The sequence below is a fragment of the Succinispira mobilis DSM 6222 genome (assembly GCF_000384135.1).
In the GTDB taxonomy this organism is placed as follows: Bacteria; Bacillota; Negativicutes; order Acidaminococcales; family Succinispiraceae; genus Succinispira; species Succinispira mobilis.
Genome location: NZ_KB913028.1, coordinates 203,387 through 222,871, shown reverse-complemented (window position 1 = coordinate 222,871; position 19,485 = coordinate 203,387). Strand labels below are relative to the sequence as shown.

The following is a 19,485-nucleotide window of genomic DNA, read 5'->3' as shown; positions in this document are numbered from 1 at the left end:
GTAAAAGAATACGAAAGCTTGAAGGTGAAAAAAATGGAAAAGCTCAGTAGAAGTTTATTAAGGCAAATACAAGTTCCGGCTAATGTTACGGTTGGCCCCTTAAACCTAGGCCCAGAGCAAGTGCTACAATTTGGCGAAGGCAATTTTTTGCGGGCTTTTGTCGGTTGGTTATTTCAACAATTAAGTTTGGCAGGAAAATTCTCGGGCAGTATTGTCGTAGTACAGCCCATTGCCCAAGGGATGAGTGCGGCTATAAATGACCAACAAGGGCTATACACTTTATTGTTGCGTGGTTTAGAGCAAGGGCAATTGGTAGAAAAACGGGAAATTGTTACGAATATTAGTCGGGCTTTAAACGCCTATAGCCAATGGGCAGAAGTTGTTGCGGTCGCCGAGAGCGAGCAGTTGCAATATATTGTCTCGAACACCACGGAAGCGGGAATTGTCCTAGATGAGCAAGATCAATTAGCTATGCAACCGCCCCAATCTTATCCAGCTAAATTAACGGCGCTGTTATATGCGCGTTATCAAAAATTCCAAGGCGCTGCCGATAAGGGCTTAGTGATTATTCCGTGTGAGTTAATTGAAAACAATGGTAAAACGCTCAGGCAGATAGTTTTACAATTAGCGACAAACTGGCAATTACCCGCGGAATTTATAACTTGGCTTAAAGAGGCAAATACCTTTGTAAGTACTCTAGTAGACCGCGTGGTTACTGGTTATCCGCGTGAAGAAGCGGCCACAATTTGCGAGAGACTAGGTTATCAAGATGATTTATTAGTGGCGGCCGAATTATATCACTTATGGGTAATTGAAGGCCCAGAAACTTTAGCGGCTCGGTTACCATTTCGGGAAATTGGCCTAAATATAATTTGGACGGCTGATCAAAGAAAATATCGGGAGCGGAAAGTGCGAATTTTAAATGGCGCACATACCACGGGTATTCCAGTTAGTTATCAATATGGCTTAGATACTGTAAAAGAAATGATGGATAATCCTGTTACAGGAAATTTTGTGCGGCAGGCAATTTATCAAGAAATTTTACCAGCTTTAGCGGATTCAGATCGTGAAGCGTTAGATAATTTGGCGGCAGAAGTAATAAACCGTTTTAATAATCCCTATATAAAACACTATTTGCTAAGTATTTTGCTAAACTCTAGCTCCAAATATCGGGCGCGGGTGTTACCGTCCCTGTTAGATTATCAGCAAAAATATCAAAAATTGCCGCGACGCTTAGTGTTTGCGCTGAGCTGTTTACTAAATGTGTATAGTTTAGGCGAAATTGTCGCAGGTAAATTGACGTGTAAGCGAGATAAAACAGAATTTGCCATGCAAGATGACTTAGCCACTTTAGAGCTATTTACAGCTATATGGCAAGAATATCAACAGGGATTACCACTTGAGCAAGTTACTGCCAAATTGTTAGGTGCTGTCCAAGTTTGGGGACAAGATTTAAATAAAGTGCCACACTTAACTGAGGCTGTAAGTAAATTTTTAATTGAAATTAAAGCTTTAGGGGTTAAAGCCGTGTTAGATAATATGCAAAAGTGAGGTGTAACTCATGGCGGATAGTTTAAAAATTCAAGCGGCTGATAATGTTGCGGTGGCGTTGCGTGATTTAGCAGTAGGCGAATTGGTAGAAAATGTTATAATAAAAGAGGCAATTGCTACTGGTCATAAGTTTGCCCTGCAAGATATTGCACAGAATACGAATGTTTTAAAATATGGTTATCCGATTGGACACGCGACAGCGCCGATTACGGCGGGCAGTTGGGTGCATACCCATAACTTGGCCACGAATTTAGACAAACAGTTGGCCTATACTTATCAACCGCAGCAGCTAGAGAACAAAACCTTAGATATGGTTAGTTTTATGGGTTACCCACGCGCCAATGGGCAAGTAGGTGTACGCAATGAACTGTGGATTATTCCGACAGTGGGTTGTGTAAATCAAAGTGCCCGCTTAATTGCGGAACAAATTAATCAAGAATATGCTCATTTAGCCAATTTTGATGGGGCAGTGCCGTTAATTCATCCCTATGGTTGTTCGCAATTAGGGGAAGATCATCTGCGCACCCGCAAAATCTTAGCGAACTTAGCTAAGCATCCCAATGCTGGCGGTGTATTAATTTTGGGCTTGGGCTGTGAAAATAACACGATTGCGGAATTTAAGCAAGAGTTGCAAGCTGATCAACCAGAAAATCTTAGTTTTCTAGTGGCACAAGAAGTGGAAGATGAAATTAGTAGTGGCTTAGAATTAGCGCGACAATTAGTGGCTAAAATGCTCGGACAACAGCGGACAGCCTGCCCGATAAGTAAGTTAACTATTGGCTTAAAATGTGGCGGCTCCGATGCGTTCTCAGGTATTACAGCCAATCCCTTAGTAGGCGCAGTTTCTGATCAACATATTGCCCGCGGTGGGGCGACAATTTTAACAGAAGTTCCCGAAATGTTTGGCGCGGAACAACTGTTGATGGCGCGCGCTAAAGATGAGGTGACATTTGCTAAAACAGTGGACTTAATTAATAACTTTAAGGCCTACTATGAGCAACACCAGCAACCAATTTATGAAAATCCTTCGCCTGGTAATAAAGCGGGGGGAATTAGTACTTTAGAGGAAAAATCTCTAGGTTGTGTGCAAAAAGGCGGTCGGAGTGCGCTGGTGGATGTCTTAGATTATGTTGAACGGGTGCGTACTACGGGACTTAGTCTGCTAAATGGCCCAGGTAATGATATTGTGGCTTGTACAGTGTTAGCGAGTGCGGGTTGCCAAATAATTCTCTTTACTACGGGACGCGGTACGCCTTTAGGCACGGTAGTGCCCACCTTAAAAATTGCCACTAATAGCAATATTTTCCAGAAAAAACAAAACTGGTTGGATTTTAATGCGGGTAAACTGCTAGAAACCGCAAGTATGGAAAGTCTCAGCCAAGAGCTGTATCAAGATATTTTGGCTGTTGCTAGTGGCAAACAATGTAAAGCGGAGAAAATGGGTTATCGAGAAATCTCTATTTTTAAAACAGGCGTGACTCTGTAAGCAAACTGTAAGTAGCAAGAAAGTATTCTAACAAAAATTGTGATCTTATGGAGGAAATTATGGCAATAAAAAAAGAACGTGCATTAGAAATTATGAAGAAATTTACTGGCTGCGAAATTTATCCCGCTTCATTTACGGAAGCGCAGGATTGTTTTTTGGCTATCACCAATAGAGCCGACTATAAAAGATTGGTTTGTGTGACAGAAAAAAAATCAGCCCTATTTAATGCTTTGCAAGCAGAACGCGAACAAACTCAAGCGGGAATCCAGTGTAAAGTAGCACCTTTAAGTGGAGCGAATGCAGAAATCGTGCGCCGGACTATTGATTGGGCAGCACCTAGCGCTTGTGGTCGTCAAGCTTTAAGCTTAGGCCTAGGTGACCGCTTAGGACTGATAACTCCAGGACATTTGCAAGCAGTAGCTGGCAAAAACATCAAACCCGTATTGGCGCAACAATCCGTACGGGAGTGTACATTAACTAAACGAAATTTTCGCGGGGTATTAGATGCTGCGACATGGGGTGTGTTGCAAGCTGGTTATCGGGATGGTTACGGCGCCGATGGCGATCACTTAAAAACAGAAGAAGAAATTGCAGGGGTCTTGATGCTCGGTTATAGCATGATTACCTTGGATTGCTCGGAAAAAATTGACAATAGTATTGCCGAATTGTCCGCTGAGCAGGTTGTCGCCAAATACCAAGCTTTACCAGAAGATTTTCGGGAAAAAGTTGAGAAATACTATCTAGAGCAAGAATTTACTGTGGGTGAGTTTACCATTAGCTATACTTTAGAGCAACTCCAAAGAATTGTGCTTACCTATGCAGAAGCCATTGTGTTTGCGAGTTATATTTATCGCACCTATTTAAAAAGAACACCTTGGCCAATTGATTTTGAATTATCGATTGATGAAACAATTACAGTAACTAGCCCACAAGATCATTTCTTAGTGGCTAATGAATTAGAACGCCAAGAGGTAAAACTTACCAGTGTAGCCCCGCGCTTTTGTGGTGAATTCCAAAAAGGGGTGGACTATATCGGCGACTTAGCTCAATTTGAAGCCGAGTTTAAAGTACATGCGGCGATTGCTGATAAATTAGGTTACCGCTTAAGTATTCATTCTGGTAGCGATAAGCTTAGTGTTTATCCAATTATTGCTAAATATACCCAAGGGCGGGTACATGTAAAAACTGCGGGTACCAACTGGCTCGAAGGCTTACGCTTAATTTGTCGTGTAGATAAAAAATTATTCCGTGAAGTTGTAGATTTTGCGCGGGCACATTTTCAAGAAGCACGAGCTTACTATCATGTAAGTACGGACTTAAATAAAGTGCCGCAAACGGCTGATTTAGCAGATGCAGAACTAGAAACATTGCTAAATATTAATGACGGCCGACAAATGTTGCATATTACTTATGGCTTGATTTTATCAGATGCTACTTTGCAGGAAAAACTTTATGCAATCTGGGCAGCCAACGAGCAATTGCATTATGAACTTGTGGTGGCACATATTGGCGAACATATTCAAAAATTAGGGCGTTAACTTAAAAAAATTAATGGGAAGTGTTGTTTTATGAAGAAAATACAAACTCTACAACAAATTACAGAATGTGGTGTAGTTGCAGTAGTGCGAGCTGAAAGTGCTGCACAAGCGATAAAAATTGCCGATGCCTGCTTAGCTGGTGGAATTAAAGCGATTGAAATAACTTTTACGGTACCAGGAGCGGCGGAAGTCATCAAAAGTTTAGCAGAGCGCTATAAAAACGGCGAAATGGCCATAGGTGCGGGCACGGTTTTAGATGCTGCGACAGCTCGGATTGCGATTTTAGCGGGCGCACAGTATGTAGTTAGTCCTTGTATTGATGAAGAAACAATTCGATTATGTAATACCTATCAAATTCCTTGCTTGCCAGGAGCGATGACCATTAAAGAAGTGGTACAAGCAATGCGGGCCGGTGCGGATATTGTAAAAGTTTTCCCGGGGGAAATTGTCGGACCAAACTTTATTAAGGCCGTAAAAGGACCACTACCACAGGCACCATTGATGCCTACAGGTGGCGTAGCCTTAGACAATGTAGCCGAATGGATAAAAAATGGCTGTGTAGCTGTCGGTGTGGGTGGCAACTTAACTAAAGGGGCTAAAACTGGGGATTATGACAGTGTTACGAAAGTAGCCGCAGAATTTGTGCAAGCTGTTAAAGCAGCTCGAGGAGGAAAGTAAGATGAAAGTAATAACTTTTGGTGAAATAATGTTGCGCTTAGCTCCAGAAGGTTATGGACGCTTTGTGCAAGCTGATAAATTTACGGCAGTATATGGTGGCGGTGAAGCCAATGTAGCGCTTAGCTTGGCTAACTTTGGGGTACCAGCGGCTTTTGTTAGTAAAGTACCAGATAATGCGATTGGACAAGCGGCGATTAACTCTTTGCGTCGTTATGGGGTAGATACTAGCCATGTGGCTTTAGGTGGCGAACGTTTAGGAATTTATTATGCCGAAAAAGGCGCTTCACAACGACCTTCGAAAGTTATTTATGATCGGGCGCATTCTTCGATTTCTACAGCTGTGGAAACAGATTTTAATTGGCCAGAAATTTTTGCTGGGGCAACTTGGTTCCATATTACCGGTATTACACCTGCAATTAGTGACCAAGCTTCACAATTAGCCTTACAATCAGTACGCGCCGCTAAAGCTTTAGGGTTGACAGTTAGCTGCGATTTGAATTACCGCAAAAATCTTTGGTCAGTACAAAAAGCTAAAGAAGTAATGAGCGAATTGGTTGAATATGTAGATGTATGTATTGGTAATGAAGAAGATGCGGAAAAAGTTTTTGGCATTAAAGCAAAAGCAACGGACGTAACTTCTGGCAAACTAAATCATGAAGGTTATATTGATGTAGCTGAGCAACTTACTGAAATGTTTGGCTTTAAAAAAGTAGCGATAACTTTGCGGGGCAGTATTTCTGCTAATGATAATAACTGGGCGGCAATGCTCTATAGCAAGGGTCAAGCCTTATTCTCAAAAAACTATTTGATTCATATTGTGGATCGGGTAGGTGGTGGCGATTCTTTTGCCGCAGGTTTAATTTATGGTTTGATTACAGGTATGCCCGAACAAGAAGCATTAGAATTTGCAGTAGCTAGCTCTTGCTTAAAACATACCATTGAAGGTGATGCTAACCATGTAACTGTAGCTGAAGTTAAAACCTTAATGGGTGGCGACGGTTCAGGACGGGTACAACGCTAATTGATTCCCCTTAAAAACATATAAAAGAAAAATCCACTCTGACTAGCTTAGCTGCTAGGTAGGAGTGGATTTTTCTCAGGTTGTGACCATGATATTTAGGTTATGACACGAGGTTTACTTGGTGATGTTTAATTACGGTGGGGGCAACATAATGTCGGCAATGCGCAGAGTTAGTTTAGTTGTTAGGGTAAAGAGCAGGAACAATCGTCTAAAAGGTCAATAACAGCAAAAAGTTTCTACTTACTTAAGATAGCCTTATAGGCTTTAGGTTGGCCTAAAAACATTAATTTTCGGCTAAAATATTATAAAGGCACATTACAGCCGGAAATTTCTTGTTGATAAAAGAAATTTCGGCTATAATGTAATAAAAGATATTTTTAGACGAAGAGGTGATTTTTATGAATTATATACATCGCGCAATGGAGGATACTTTTAGTCGTCTGAGCAAAGAGTTCCCTGCCTTACTGCTTACAGGCCCTAGACAGGTTGGCAAAACAACTATGCTTCAAAAACTAGCTGCGGTGGAGAATATAGGGCGAGAATACGTAACTTTGGATGATTTGACAGAGCGCCAAATGGCTAAAAATGATCCGAAAATGTTTCTGCAAATTCATAAACCACCAGTATTTATCGATGAGGTGCAGTATGCCCCCGAACTATTTACTTATATTAAAATACATATTGATCAAAATAGGCGAGCGGGCGATTTTTGGTTAACTGGTTCACAGGTGTTTAAATTAATGGACGGAATACAAGAGTCCATGGCCGGGCGCGTTTGTCTACTACACATGGCACCGATGTCACAGGCTGAGATTTGTAATACGGCAAGTACGCCATTTATTTTGGAGTTAGAACAATTGACTCAACGAATAAAAGGGCGCACGCCACTCGATACCCCAGCCCTTTATGAGCGAATTTTCAAAGGTGGTATGCCTGCGCTAATCAGCGGACAATACAGCGACTATCGTGCGGTGTATTCTAGTTATATTAGCACCTATATAGACCGTGATGTGAAAGAGCTTTCGGGGGCAATAGATTCGCTTAAATTTATGGACTTTATAACGGCAGCTGCGGCTTTATGTGGGCAGATGCTCAACTATAAAACGATTGCTGATGCGGCCAATATTGACCAAGTTACCGCTCAAAAATGGTTAGGAATATTAGAGCGACTCGGGATAATATTTTACTTACATCCCTACTCTAATAATATGCTGAAACGTATGGTCACGAAGCCCAAGCTTTATTTCTATGATTGCGGTTTAGTAGCCTACTTGACAAAGTGGAGTAATAGCGAGACTTTGATGAATGGCGCTATGAGTGGGGCGATTTTGGAAAATTTTGTGGTAGCAGAGATTGTCAAGAGCTATCAAAATTCTGGTTGGACGCCATTTATCTATTATTATCGCGACAAGGATACCAAAGAAATAGATATTTTGCTAGAAGATAGCGGCAAACTTTATCCGATGGAAATTAAAAAAACTACCACCCCACAAAAGCAATTAACGCGAGTGTTTCAGGTGATTGAAAAGGCGACTTTAGAGCGAGGCACGGGAGCAGTGCTGTGTACGACTGATAGATTAGCGGCTTTTGACAGCCAGAATTTAATAGTGCCTATTTGGGGCATATAAACAAAAAGATGAAGGAAACTGAAGCATGTGCACCAGTTTCTTTCATCTTTTTGTATTAGATTAAAGAATTACGCTACTCTTTAAGTTTAGAGGTTGAAAAAGTTTATTTAGCAAATTAAAACTATTTTTTCATGTAAAAAATTGTATCGGCTTTTGTATCATCAAGAGTTTTAAAGATACGAATATTAGCATTACTTATTAGGCCGCTCGCACCACTATTTGTTCTGCAAATCATATATACATCGTTAGTTTTAGGATGTTTTACAATGGCAGCAGTTTCACCAAAAGAGATATCACCTTTTTCCCAAAGTTTTATAATTGTAAAACCTTGAGTTTCTAAGTATCCCCAAAACATATTCTTTAAATCTTTGTTATTGAACATTTTGGAAAGATTTGGCAAATTACTGACTAAATTAATAGAAAGCATTCTAGGATTCCAATATGGACAAGCGAAAATTGTTAAATCTGCGTTAATTCCATAATTACTAGTTGTTTTAACTAGTTCACCATCAGGAGTAATGTTTTGAAAAAGTTTGGTTCTACCTAATCCGTTGATTAAGACTCCAGCGGCACCATCTAATCTCATTTGATACAAATCTGAATTTTTATTAGACTCGACTTTTTTCCATAAGATATTATTGTCTGTTTTTGATGCAACTATCCAAGAGATATTCTTAGTATCTTTTGTGAAATATAAGATTAAATCTTTAAGTTCGTAACTTTGAGTTGCCTTAAAAGAAAAATCGTTCGCAGTAGTTATTGATGGTGACAAGATTAAATGAAGCACAATGAAAAATAAAATAAAAAGTTTTTTCAAGATAATCCCTCTTTTAGCATTTTATTATTTTAAAACTGTTTTGTAATCTGAATAACTTTGTTTATGATTTTAATGCGAGTAAAATTTTATTGACCCCAAATATAGTAGAATAATTTTTTTAAATACTCTAGAGTTATATTAAATTGTTTTCTTGCCAAATTTTAAGGGGGGGTATTCTGTATTAATGCTAATAACAGTAGGCTCGCAAAAATCTACGACTAAATTCCAGTACCCCAAGTGCTATGATATAGTAAATAAGTCGTAATTTGAATTAGTTTGTACCGTATAATGCTCGAAATTTTCTCATGGATTTATTTTGTTTGGAATAATACTAATAAAATTTTCAAATAAGAATAAGCTGCCAGCAAAAAGAGATGCTAAAAAAAGGTAATTTATAGCTGAAGTTTTCCACATCATCATTTCACGATAACCTTTTAAAATACCTTCTCTAATTGAGTATTTGATATATTCTGGATTCAAAGAGTCATATGTTTTGTAGTTTGCGCTGTAGTCAGATGATAGTGCTGAATTTTTTACTCTGAATTTTTCGCCAGTAAGCGTTTCGATAGATCTAATTAATCGTTGAGTAGATACACTATAGGGTACTTTTTCCTCTAGGGATTTGCCTTGGTTAGAATATGTACCAAGACCTTCAGGGTCATCATTAAGTTTATCGTCAAAGAGACCTTTTGCACCCAAATGACCATAGAAAGAAGTTCTATTTAGTTTTTCTTGAGTAAGTTTTTTTTGTTTTTCTTTAATAGCTGCAACTTTTTTGTTTCTTTCTTGTGTTACTTCAGAAAAGATAGTTTCTACTTCAGGGCTAATTTTATTTTTAAAATTAGATTCTTGCAAATCAATGAACCATGAACAAATAATAGCAATAAAAAATATAACTATAGCAATAAAAAGAAATCTATGTTTGGGTCTTTTTTTACCAATAATAATTAGTGTGTTTTTACTTCTAAAATAAATATATAGAATATTAATTATGGAAACCAGAAAAAATAAAATTGTGATTAATAAGATTAAATCATAGGACAATTTGAGCCAGCGATTTATATCTGTTAAAAAAAGTATAAATGTAGTATTGAAGGTATAGGAAAACCAGGTTTCTTTCTCTGAAATAGGCTTCATTACAAAAAAAGAATTAGCAATAGACAAAGCTACAATTAGTGCGTGTATAGTGGTTATGTTTCCACGAGTGTTTGTAAGAACGATAATAACAACTAATGCGTTAAGAAATAATATAATGTTTTTCAAGGGGTTATTTATAAGTGAAAAATTTATTTCTTTCATATTTTCACGACCTTATTTTATTATAGTAATATTATTTTCAGATGATTATATTAAGTTTTTTATTGTCTTTAACTCTGGCTTCTATTTTTTGTTTAAAAGATTTAGCATAATTAAATGAGCTTCAATCTTTAGGGCAATTTCTAAAGCATTATCCCCGCCATAAATTGGATCTAAATATGCTCTACTCTCAATAATGTTGACCCACATCTCAGAAATGTTGCTCCAAAACTCGGAATTTTCTTCGGAATTTTTTAAGGTGGCATTTTTCTGGCTAAGATAAAAATCTTTTATGGTATTTAGAAAAGCAGGTAGAATAATTGTTTTAAAGTCAGGTGTAGCAGTATCGCAAAGGCTCATTCCTATAGTAATGTCAAGGCAGGACAATAAGAATGCATTTGTTGAACTTGGAGCCGTGGATATTAGTCCCAGAAAAGCACTTTGCATAAAAGAGACATGATAATGATTGTTTATGCTGTATCCTCGTTGGAAAAGCAGTTCGACGAATATATTATTTAGAAAACGGATAGCTTCTTCATCACCTTTACAGACTTTTTCAATGATTTGTATTAGCTCTGTTCCATCAGGTTTCCAATTATCCATATTATAAATATTCTTTGTTAGTAGATTTTTTATAGTTGAGAGTATACTATCATTACCACCCCTATATTACTTTATTATTAATATACTAGCATATAAAATGCGGTATGTGTAAGATTATTTGGTAAATTAAATAAGTAATTTTGAGATGTTTTTTATAACTTTGAAAGCTATAATTTAGATTTACATTTCAGAAATATTGAGTTAAATATTATTTCCCTTTAAAATTATGGGCTTAAAAGATCTTTTTATACTTTACTTTTCACCTTACTATCTAGACAAATAACAGCGAAAAGCTTAAGATAAGTTCAAGGAATTTAGGTGGTGAGCAAATGGCACGCAATAACTTGATAGATGTATTACGTTGTTTGGCGATTGGTTTAATGGTGGTTTTTCACTTGGTTTTTGACTTAGCCTATTTTTATGATTATAACTTAGAATACCAGCAGGGCTTTTGGGATTTTTGGCGGCGTGCTTGTGTTAGTTTATTTTTAATTGCTAGTGGTTGGACGGCGACTTTAGTGAATTTTAGCTGGTGGCGGATCTTAAAGCTACTTGGTGCTAGTGCGTTGATTTCACTGGCAACCTATATTATTTTACCAACTAATTATGTACGCTTTGGGATTTTACACTTGCTTGTTAGCGCTAACTTAGTATATTATATAGGCCTACAGCGTTTTAACGCTCGACAATTATTGAGTTTAGCGGCGCTAAGTTATTTGGCCTATTGGCTGGTACAACCGCAGCAGTTATTGTTAGCCGATAATACTTGGTTATGGCTAGATTTGACTAGTGCTAGTTATCAAGCTGTAGACCATTACCCACTTTGGCCGTGGCTAAGCCTATTTTTACTGGGCTGTGCGCTAGGTAAAAGTTATCCGCAACTTAAGGTGCGATATTTCGATAAAGTACCAGCGGTGGTAACTCAGACTAGCCGTCAAAGTTTGATCATATACTTAGTCCATCAAATAGTATTAATGGGTTTATTAAGTAGCGTACTCGGGAAACCCAATTTAGGAGGATAAATTTTATGTATTTTGATAATGCCCCAGGCAATGTATTTCGACCACCCAGTGAGGCTCAAAGTTTTATTTTGCGAGTTACGCTCGGTTGTTCACATAATAAATGTACTTATTGTAATATGTATCGCGATGTACAATTTCAAGTGCGTACAGAAGCAGAAGTAAGTCGGCAAATCCAGCTAGCTAGTGCTTATAAAGAATTTATTCGGCGGATTTTTTTAGCTGATGGCGATGCGCTTATTTTAGCAACACCACGGCTTTTAAGTATTTTAGCCGAGCTTAAAGCGACCTTTCCACGCTTGCAACGGGTATCTTGTTATGCTTCGCCAAAGTCCATTTTGCGCAAAACGCCAGAAGAATTACAAGCCTTAAAAAATGCGGGCTTGAAATTAGTGTATTATGGCATGGAAAGTGGTTCGGATCAAGTTTTGACAGCGGTAAATAAAGGGGTTAATGCCGCAGAATCAATTGCCGCGGGACAAAAAATCGTGCAAGCGGGCATGAAATTATCTTTAATGGTAATCATTGGCTTAGGCGGAGTCCCTGGCTCTAGAGAACATGCTCAAGCTACGGCGCAGGCCATTAATTTAATTCAGCCTAATATGCTCAGTGCCTTAACCTTGATGCTCTATCGGGGCAGTGAACTGCTAGAGGAATTTGAAGCGGGACGATTTACCCCACTAAATCCGTATCAGATTATGTTAGAGTTAGATGAGTTAGTGCAGGGAATTGATTTACCTAGTGGTAGTCACTGCATTTTTCGTAGCAATCATATTTCTAATTATGTGCAATTAGCGGGCAACTTACCGGCAGATAAACAGCGCTTATTAGCAGATATTAAGTTGGCGGCGCAAGAATTAAAACAACTTAAAGAATATGACGTATATAATAATGTAGAATATTAATAAAGCGAAAAGACTCAAGCAGCTTACACTGTTTGAGTCTTTTCATATGTATAGGGGAATTTATCTTAAGGAGAGAATTAGGCGTTTGTTTACTGGACTATTTACTCATTTTAGTTACAGGGATGAAGCCTTTAGGGCTAGCAGATTCTTGGAAATCTTTGCTAAGAATAAAGTCGATAAAGGCTTTAGTTGCCCCAGTTGGTGCGCCATTAGTATACATATGGCCATAAGCATAGACTGGGTATTTACCGCTAGTAACAGCTTGTTCGGAGTAAGCTACCCCGTTGTAATTAAGCATATTCACACTTTTATCAACATAAGGCACATCCACATAACCGATAGCACCAGCAGTTGTTGCAATTGCAGCTTTAACAGCACCGTTAGAATCTAAGATAACAGCGTTATCCGTAAAGTTTTGGTTGTTTAGGACTATTTTAGCGATAGTTGCCCGTGAACCAGAGGATTTAGCCCGATGAATAATTGTAATTTTTTGGTCAGCACCACCAACGTCTTTCCAGTTGGTAATTTTCCCGGTTAAAATATCAATGGCTTGTTGTTGAGTAAGATTGGTAGTTTTCACATCAGGATTTGTGATAAACACAAAAGGCATTACAGTCACTTTGTGATCAACCAAGCCTTTATCAGCGAGCTCTTTCGGTAACTCGACATCTGAGTTGCCGATATCAACAGCTTTATTAGCTACTTGATTCATGCCAGTAAAGGAACCACCGCCTGTAATATTAATGGTCACTTTAGGATTTTTACCTTCAAACTGTTCTTGAGCAATTTTAAGTAGTGGCAGAAGCGCGGTAGAACCTTGAGCGGTTACCTTACCTTCAATAGTAGTTGCTTTAGGTGCTTCTTTTTTGGCGCTATCGCCCCCGCAACCTGCAACTAACAAACCCAAACTTAAAGCCCCAATTCCTAATAATGCCCCGAGTTTTTTTGATAACTTCATGTATGTATGCCTCCTAAAAAATTTAGTTTCTGTATGCACTAAATATAACATTAAAAAAATTTTCTTGTGTTATCCTCATGTTAAGTAAATGTTAAAAAAATTATATACTATAAAAATCCTATCTTTGTTGTTTATACCTAGACTATCCTAGTTGAAAATGGTAAAATTATAAAAAGATTTCGTTTTTAATAAAATTGCAGAGGCGATTCATAAATAGAAGGAGCTGGTGAATTTGGAATTATCAACAGTCATAGGTATTTCACTCGGGACAATAGCTGTTTTTGTCGGAATGGTAATTAAAGGGGCACCGATAACAGCACTTATTAATCCGGCCGCATTTTTAATTATTATTGGCGGCACTATCGGCGCAGTTATGAACGCCTTGCCCATGGATGTAGTAAAGCGAGCACCGATACTTTTGAAGAAAATTCTTAACAAGCAAAATTTATTGCCAATTGCTGAATTGGTGGGGATTTTTGTCGAGTTTTCTCAAATAGCTCGACGCGAGGGCTTACTAGCTTTAGAGGGGAAAATTGAATCAATTGATGATCCGTTTTTAAAAGGTGGTATGCAGATGATGATTGATGGTCTAGACGGAGAATTTATTCGTGATGTTTTAGAAGCGGATATTTCTAATCGTGAAGAACGTCATCGTCAAGGCGCTTTGATTTTCTCACAAGCGGGGATGTATGCACCGACTCTAGGGGTTCTGGGTGCGGTTATCGGTCTGATTGCCGCTTTGGGGAACTTAAATGATATTGAGCAATTAGGTCATTCCATTGCTGCGGCTTTCGTAGCAACGATGTTGGGGATTTTCTTTGGGTATGTAATTTGTCATCCTTTTGCGAATAAGCTCAAGGTATTAAGCCAAAAGGAAATGGCTATTAAAAAGCTAATGATTGAGGGTATCTTATCTTTGCAAGCGGGTGATCCACCGATGGCTGTAGAAGCGAAATTAAAAGCATTTATGCCACAAGAAGATCGAGGAGCTTTAGCTTCTAGCAAGGGAGAATAAGCCTAGAGAGGAGCAGGTTGCATGTCAAGACATAAAAAACATCCGCCTCATGAAGAACACGCTGATGAAACTTGGCTGATTCCTTATGCGGATTTATTAACCTTACTTTTAGCCCTATTTATCGTTTTGTTTGCTTCTAGTCAGGTAGACCAAAAAAAGCTGTCGGCGATGGCTGCTTCGATGGGCTATGCCTTTAATAGTCCGTTAAGTGGTGCACCACCAGGTACTTTTGCGATTATGCCGAGTACAGGCGGTGAGTCAGGACATGACGCGGCAACTTCAGAAGCGGGACAATTGGCAGCTTTGAAAAGAAAATTAGATCTATATATTTTAGAAAACAATTTAAATACGGAATTAGATGCCAAGATGACTGATCAAGGCTTATTAATAAGAATTAGAGATTCGGCCTTGTTTGATTCAGGTAGTGCGGATTTACGCAGTGATGCGCAAAAAATATCGGCTAAAATAGCTGATTTATTAGGTAGTGTGGAGCAAAGTATCTTAATTTCGGGGCATACTGATAATGTTCCGATTAATACGGCGCGTTTTCCATCAAATTGGGATTTAAGTTCCCAACGGGCCTTAAATGTTATGAAATTTATTTTAGCAACCAACTCCAAATTAAAACCAGAACGCTTTAGTGCGATTGGACATAGTGAATATCGACCCTTAGCGCCTAATGACAATGAACAAAATCGCGCGAAAAATAGACGGGTAGAAGTTCTAGTTCAAAGAAAGTACATGGAAGGTTCGAACAATAATAATATGACGGTGCCGGTAAATATTAATCCTAATGCAGGTAATAAAGCGGATTTGGGCGCTAAACCAACTAAGCCAGATGGCAAGTGAAATCGAGGGTAGGGCACATTGTGCTTTACCCTTTATATGTAGTTAAGACTTTATTGCGAGGTGCAAAGATGTACGTAAGAACACTTTTTTTAGGCATATTACTGTTAATAGCTAACTTATTTTCAAGCTCGCTACAACCGGTAGAGGCTTCTTTAATTAGTACTTCACAAGAAGTATCAATGGGCGCTGATGTTGCGAAGAAATTAGAGAAGCAATATGGGTTAGTAGAGGATGCTTATCTGCAAGCACGGGTAGATCGAATTGGACAGAGTATTGTAGCGGTGTGTGATCGAAAAAATATTAAATATTCTTTTAAAGTATTAAACACTAAAGAAATAAATGCTTTAGCGGTACCTGGTGGTTATATATATTTATTTAAAGGCTTAGTTGATTTAATGCAGACGGATGATGAATTAGCTGCGGTTTTAGCCCATGAAGTAACGCATGTGGTTAAGCGTCATTCTGTTAATCAAATAGAAAAACAATTGGCGATGACCTTGGTATTTGCGGTAGCTTTTGGCGATAAGGCGATGCTTTTACAAAACTTAACGCAACAAGCATTAATGTCGGGCTATAGCCGTAGTGATGAGCGACAAGCGGATGAATTTGGCTTTATCTATGCTCGCAAAGCTGGCTATAATCCTTATGGAATGTTTGTTACCATGGGGAAACTAAATGATTTAGCGGGTGAGTCTAAAGGAAATTATGGCTTGTTTTCTAGCCATCCGGAGCCAGAAGCTAGAGTTAAAGCCATCGAAAAATATATTCAAAAATTGAATATCAAGCAAACTATCCAAACCACAGATAAGAGTACTTATAGTGTAGTTGATGGTAATTGGCGCTTTAATGTGAGCAAAAAAGTCGCTGCGGATAAGACAGTATATCGGGCTAGTTTATTGGCCGGTGCCTTGTATTTAGTGACGCTTAAGGATGCAGTTGTTGATAAAAACAAATTTATTGTAGCTAATTATGGTAGTTATAATGAAATATACTATGATGATATTTTATTGTACCGAGTTTTTGAACAAGATTTAGATCAGAACTTTACTGATATCCATAGTTTAACGAATGCTTATATTTTAATGTTTAGAGATTGGGCAGAAGTACACAATAATAGTAAAGTTTAATATTAGTAGAAGCTTATTTAAAATTTTAGGAGGTGTTGTTTTTGTGGCAAAATGATTTTATATACACCGTAGAAAAAAAATGTCCAATCTGTGAAAGCTTAATCCAGATTACCAAAGTAAAAAGTAAAATTGCGCTAATTAAACAAGATAGTGATTTATGTATGCATTATAAAGATATAAATCCTTACTATTATTCGGTGTTTGTTTGTTCAAATTGTAGTTATGCGGCGCCTGAAAGTAGATTTTTTGCGGTGAACGCTAAAGAAATAGAAAAAATTAAAAATTTTGTGACGCAATATCGAATGTTAATTAGTTTAAGCGGGGAACGTTCTTTCGAGCAAGCCGTAGATAGTATTAAGATAGCAATTTTTTTGGAAGAAAGTCTAGGTTTAAGCAAGGTTAGCTTAGCTAACTTATATCTATTATTAGCTTGGCTGTATCGAGAGTGCAAAGATCGGGTACAAGAGCTATATGCTTTAGAAAAGGCCTTGGAAAAATACGAAGATGTTTTATATAAATCTCAGTATGATTCGGGGAATATGGATAAAATTACAGTAGAATACCTTGTAGCCGAATTAAGTCGCAGAGTATCACGCTTGGATGCTGCTAGCAAAATTTATGGTAAGTTATTGTATGATCGGGATTTTAAGAAGAATAATAAACTATATAATTACGCCTTAGATTCGGTGCAAGCTCTGAAAGCTTTGAATAAAAAGCAAGAAGAAGTAAAATAAGAAAAACGTATCTTAGAATATAGATTAAAAAGTCAGAAAAACCAGATGCTCCGATAAGTTGGACCTAAATTAGTCTAACTTATGGGAGTATCTGGTTTTTTTACAAAAACTTAACAATCTAATAACACAGCTTGAGCCAAAGCTCGATATAATCAAGCTAGAAATAGATGCTGGAGGTAAAAGCTAGTGGAAAAAACAGAGGAGTTAACAACAATTACGCCTACTTTTAATAGACAAAAAAAGGCCTTATTAATTGATGCGAGTATTAAATATTTATTATGGGCCTGTGCTATTTTAATGACGGTAATTGTCTTGGCAATAATTATTTTTGTATCGCAAAAAGGTTTGCAAACTTTCGACAGTATCAGCGTAAGCGAATTTTTTTTGGCAAGCAAATGGGATCCTGATTCTGGTAAGTTTGGCGGTTTGAGCTTTATTATCGGTTCTTTACAAGTTACATTGTTATCGATATTGTTAGCAACGCCCTTAGCCTTATCATGTAGTATTTTTTTAGCTAAAATTGCTCCGAAAGGAATTAAAAATATCCTGCGTCCCGCAATTGACTTATATGTAGCCATTCCCTCAATTGTATATGGGTACTTAGGTTTGACAGTGCTGATTCCGTTTTTACGGGAAACTTTTGATGTTAGTGGGGGCTTTGGTTTGATGCCCGCGGTACTAGTATTGGTGGTAATGATTTTGCCCACGATAATTACCTTGTCCGAAGATGCGATTAATTCTGTTCCACAAAGTTTGGAAGAAGCGAGTATTGCCTTGGGGGCAACACGGTTGCAGACAATTTATAAAGTTATTTTGCCCTCGGCGATAACGGGGATTGTAAGTGCGATAGTCTTGGCCATGGCGCGTGCTATTGGCGAAACTATGGCGGTGCAAATGGTAATAGGTAATACGCCAGTTATTGCCCGTAGTCTATTTACGCCGACTAGTACTTTAACCAGTAATATCGTTTTAGAAATGGGCAATGCCCCGTTTAATTCGGCTTGGAATAATGCCTTGTTTTTAATGGCCTTACTCTTACTAATAATATCGTTAGTGATTATTTTGGCAATTCGCTATGTAGCGGCCAAAGGGACGGTGAATCATGCACGCTAAAAATTGGGAAAAAATATTTACAGGTTTGTTTTGGTTAGCTGGGGCAATAGTGTTTTTGGTATTGCTAGGCTTTATTGGCGATATTTTATATAAGGGGTTACCCGTGTTATCTTGGCACTTTATTAGCAGAAAAGCCCAAGAATTACAGGCAGGTGGTGGGGTAGCCGGACAGTTTTTCAATTCCTTTTATATTTTGTTAATTTCTATGGGTTTGGCTCTGCCGCTAGCGGTGGGTGCAGGCATATATTTAGCCTTATATGCACCGAAAAATCAAGCAACTTATCTACTTAGATTAAGTATTGAATGTTTAGCCAGCATTCCCTCGATTGTTTTGGGGTTGTTTGGGATGATAATTTTTGTGAATTTCTTTGGCTTTGGCTTTAGTATTTTATCGGGGGGCTTAACTTTATTGCTGCTAAATTTGCCGATGCTCGTGCGAGTTACAGAAGAAGCGATTAATACTGTCCCTAAAACTTATTTTGAGGCGAGTATTGCCTTAGGGGCAACTAAATGGCAAAGTATTTGGCAAGTTGTGTTACCAGCGGCATTGTCTAATATTTTAACCGGGGTAACTTTGACAGCCGGACGGGCCCTTGGCGAAACGGCGATTTTGATTTTTACAGCGGGCACAAGTGTTTCTAGACATATTGGTGATTTAGATCCGCTTGCGGGTGGCGGTACTTTAGCTGTACATATGTGGTATGTATCAACTACGGGTTTAGTGGCGGATAAAACGGAAATTGCCAGCGGGATAGGTGCCTTGTTGTTGGTTATTATTTTAGCTTTAAACTTAGGCTTATTAATTCCTAAAAAACTCTTACAAGCCAATAAACAAGCATAAATTAGCTTAAGGTTAACTTTAAAAAAAATTAATAAGGGATAGCTTTAAAAGGTAGGACGTGTTTGTGAAGCTAGGTCTAATTAAACAATTACAAATAAATTAAGCGGAAGTCCAATATAAATAAATAAACAGCGCGGCACTTTATATAGATGCCGCGCTGTTATTTATTTATGCAGTAATTAGTAAAGAACTGCTGAAAACTGCTCAATAATAAGGCTGACTTTCTAGCAAAATAGCTTAGCAGAACAATTATAAAGCTAATAGAGAGATGGTTTTTAATAAAGGCGCAGGGGAAAAATCCCCTGC

The 19,485-nt window shown here is 38.1% G+C and carries 18 protein-coding genes; 14 read left to right on the top strand and 4 right to left on the bottom strand.

Annotated elements, in window-relative coordinates; translation table 11 throughout:
* Nucleotides 1–33 precede the first annotated feature (33 nt).
* From SUCMO_RS0101070 to SUCMO_RS0101045, 6 genes are all read left to right on the top strand, one after another.
* Entirely contained in the window at nt 34–1,551 is a 1,518-nt protein-coding gene (locus SUCMO_RS0101070) for a tagaturonate reductase (RefSeq protein ID WP_019878537.1), read from the top strand.
* A gap of 10 nt (nt 1,552–1,561) precedes the next feature.
* On the top strand, nt 1,562–3,037 hold the full coding sequence (locus SUCMO_RS0101065) for a UxaA family hydrolase (RefSeq protein WP_019878536.1): 1,476 nt from the start codon (nt 1,562–1,564) through the stop codon (nt 3,035–3,037).
* Nucleotides 3,038–3,096: 59 nt separating this feature from the next.
* Nucleotides 3,097–4,575, top strand: a complete 1,479-nt coding sequence (locus tag SUCMO_RS0101060) for a tagaturonate epimerase family protein (RefSeq protein ID WP_019878535.1) — start codon at nt 3,097–3,099, stop codon at nt 4,573–4,575.
* Between the two features lie 30 nt (nt 4,576–4,605).
* Entirely contained in the window at nt 4,606–5,253 is a 648-nt protein-coding gene (locus SUCMO_RS0101055; RefSeq protein WP_019878534.1) for a bifunctional 2-keto-4-hydroxyglutarate aldolase/2-keto-3-deoxy-6-phosphogluconate aldolase, read from the top strand.
* A gap of 1 nt (nt 5,254) precedes the next feature.
* Nucleotides 5,255–6,274 carry a sugar kinase gene (locus tag SUCMO_RS0101050; RefSeq protein WP_019878533.1) on the top strand — a complete coding sequence of 340 codons (1,020 nt, stop codon included), beginning with the start codon at nt 5,255–5,257 and terminating at the stop codon, nt 6,272–6,274.
* A gap of 398 nt (nt 6,275–6,672) precedes the next feature.
* On the top strand, nt 6,673–7,902 hold the full coding sequence (locus SUCMO_RS0101045; RefSeq protein ID WP_019878532.1) for an ATP-binding protein: 1,230 nt from the start codon (nt 6,673–6,675) through the stop codon (nt 7,900–7,902).
* 121 nt (nt 7,903–8,023) lie between these two features.
* Here SUCMO_RS0101045 and SUCMO_RS0101040 read toward each other — a convergent pair whose 3' ends face one another.
* The 3 genes from SUCMO_RS0101040 to SUCMO_RS0101030 all read right to left on the bottom strand — a co-directional run bounded on the left by SUCMO_RS0101040 (nt 8,024) and on the right by SUCMO_RS0101030 (nt 10,618).
* Nucleotides 8,024–8,719 (bottom strand): hypothetical protein, encoded by a 696-nt coding sequence (locus SUCMO_RS0101040; RefSeq protein ID WP_019878530.1) that lies wholly within the window; start codon nt 8,717–8,719, stop codon nt 8,024–8,026.
* A 303-nt stretch (nt 8,720–9,022) separates the two neighbouring features.
* The gene (locus SUCMO_RS0101035; protein WP_019878529.1) at nt 9,023–10,018 is read right to left on the bottom strand and encodes a hypothetical protein; all 996 of its coding nucleotides are present in this window, start codon (nt 10,016–10,018) and stop codon (nt 9,023–9,025) included.
* Nucleotides 10,019–10,099: 81 nt separating this feature from the next.
* Complete coding sequence (locus tag SUCMO_RS0101030; RefSeq protein ID WP_019878527.1) at nt 10,100–10,618, bottom strand: hypothetical protein; 519 nt, start codon at nt 10,616–10,618, stop codon at nt 10,100–10,102.
* Nucleotides 10,619–10,947: 329 nt separating this feature from the next.
* Here SUCMO_RS0101030 and SUCMO_RS0101025 point away from each other — a divergent pair, with 329 nt between their 5' ends.
* Both SUCMO_RS0101025 and SUCMO_RS0101020 read left to right on the top strand, forming a co-directional pair.
* On the top strand, nt 10,948–11,640 hold the full coding sequence (locus tag SUCMO_RS0101025; protein WP_019878526.1) for a heparan-alpha-glucosaminide N-acetyltransferase: 693 nt from the start codon (nt 10,948–10,950) through the stop codon (nt 11,638–11,640).
* Nucleotides 11,641–11,645: 5 nt separating this feature from the next.
* Nucleotides 11,646–12,542: a radical SAM protein gene (locus SUCMO_RS0101020; RefSeq protein WP_019878525.1), complete on the top strand. Its 897-nt coding sequence runs from the start codon at nt 11,646–11,648 to the stop codon at nt 12,540–12,542.
* 97 nt (nt 12,543–12,639) lie between these two features.
* Here the strand turns inward: SUCMO_RS0101020 and SUCMO_RS0101015 are convergent, their stop codons facing one another.
* The gene (locus tag SUCMO_RS0101015) at nt 12,640–13,500 is read right to left on the bottom strand and encodes a phosphate ABC transporter substrate-binding protein (protein ID WP_019878524.1); all 861 of its coding nucleotides are present in this window, start codon (nt 13,498–13,500) and stop codon (nt 12,640–12,642) included.
* A 232-nt stretch (nt 13,501–13,732) separates the two neighbouring features.
* Between SUCMO_RS0101015 and motA the strand changes: the two genes are divergently transcribed.
* The 6 genes from motA to pstA all read left to right on the top strand — a co-directional run bounded on the left by motA (nt 13,733) and on the right by pstA (nt 19,179).
* Nucleotides 13,733–14,515 carry a flagellar motor stator protein MotA gene (motA, locus tag SUCMO_RS0101010; RefSeq protein WP_019878523.1) on the top strand — a complete coding sequence of 261 codons (783 nt, stop codon included), beginning with the start codon at nt 13,733–13,735 and terminating at the stop codon, nt 14,513–14,515.
* A 21-nt stretch (nt 14,516–14,536) separates the two neighbouring features.
* On the top strand, nt 14,537–15,364 hold the full coding sequence (locus SUCMO_RS0101005; RefSeq protein ID WP_019878522.1) for a flagellar motor protein MotB: 828 nt from the start codon (nt 14,537–14,539) through the stop codon (nt 15,362–15,364).
* A 68-nt stretch (nt 15,365–15,432) separates the two neighbouring features.
* Entirely contained in the window at nt 15,433–16,491 is a 1,059-nt protein-coding gene (locus SUCMO_RS0101000; protein ID WP_019878521.1) for a M48 family metallopeptidase, read from the top strand.
* 41 nt (nt 16,492–16,532) lie between these two features.
* Nucleotides 16,533–17,225: a DUF2225 domain-containing protein gene (locus SUCMO_RS10080; RefSeq protein ID WP_019878520.1), complete on the top strand. Its 693-nt coding sequence runs from the start codon at nt 16,533–16,535 to the stop codon at nt 17,223–17,225.
* 186 nt (nt 17,226–17,411) lie between these two features.
* Nucleotides 17,412–18,338: a phosphate ABC transporter permease subunit PstC gene (gene pstC, locus SUCMO_RS0100990; RefSeq protein WP_019878519.1), complete on the top strand. Its 927-nt coding sequence runs from the start codon at nt 17,412–17,414 to the stop codon at nt 18,336–18,338.
* Nucleotides 18,328–19,179 carry a phosphate ABC transporter permease PstA gene (pstA, locus tag SUCMO_RS0100985; RefSeq protein WP_019878518.1) on the top strand — a complete coding sequence of 284 codons (852 nt, stop codon included), beginning with the start codon at nt 18,328–18,330 and terminating at the stop codon, nt 19,177–19,179. Before pstC ends, pstA begins: the two co-directional genes overlap by 11 nt.
* The last annotated feature ends 306 nt before the right edge of the window (nt 19,180–19,485 follow it).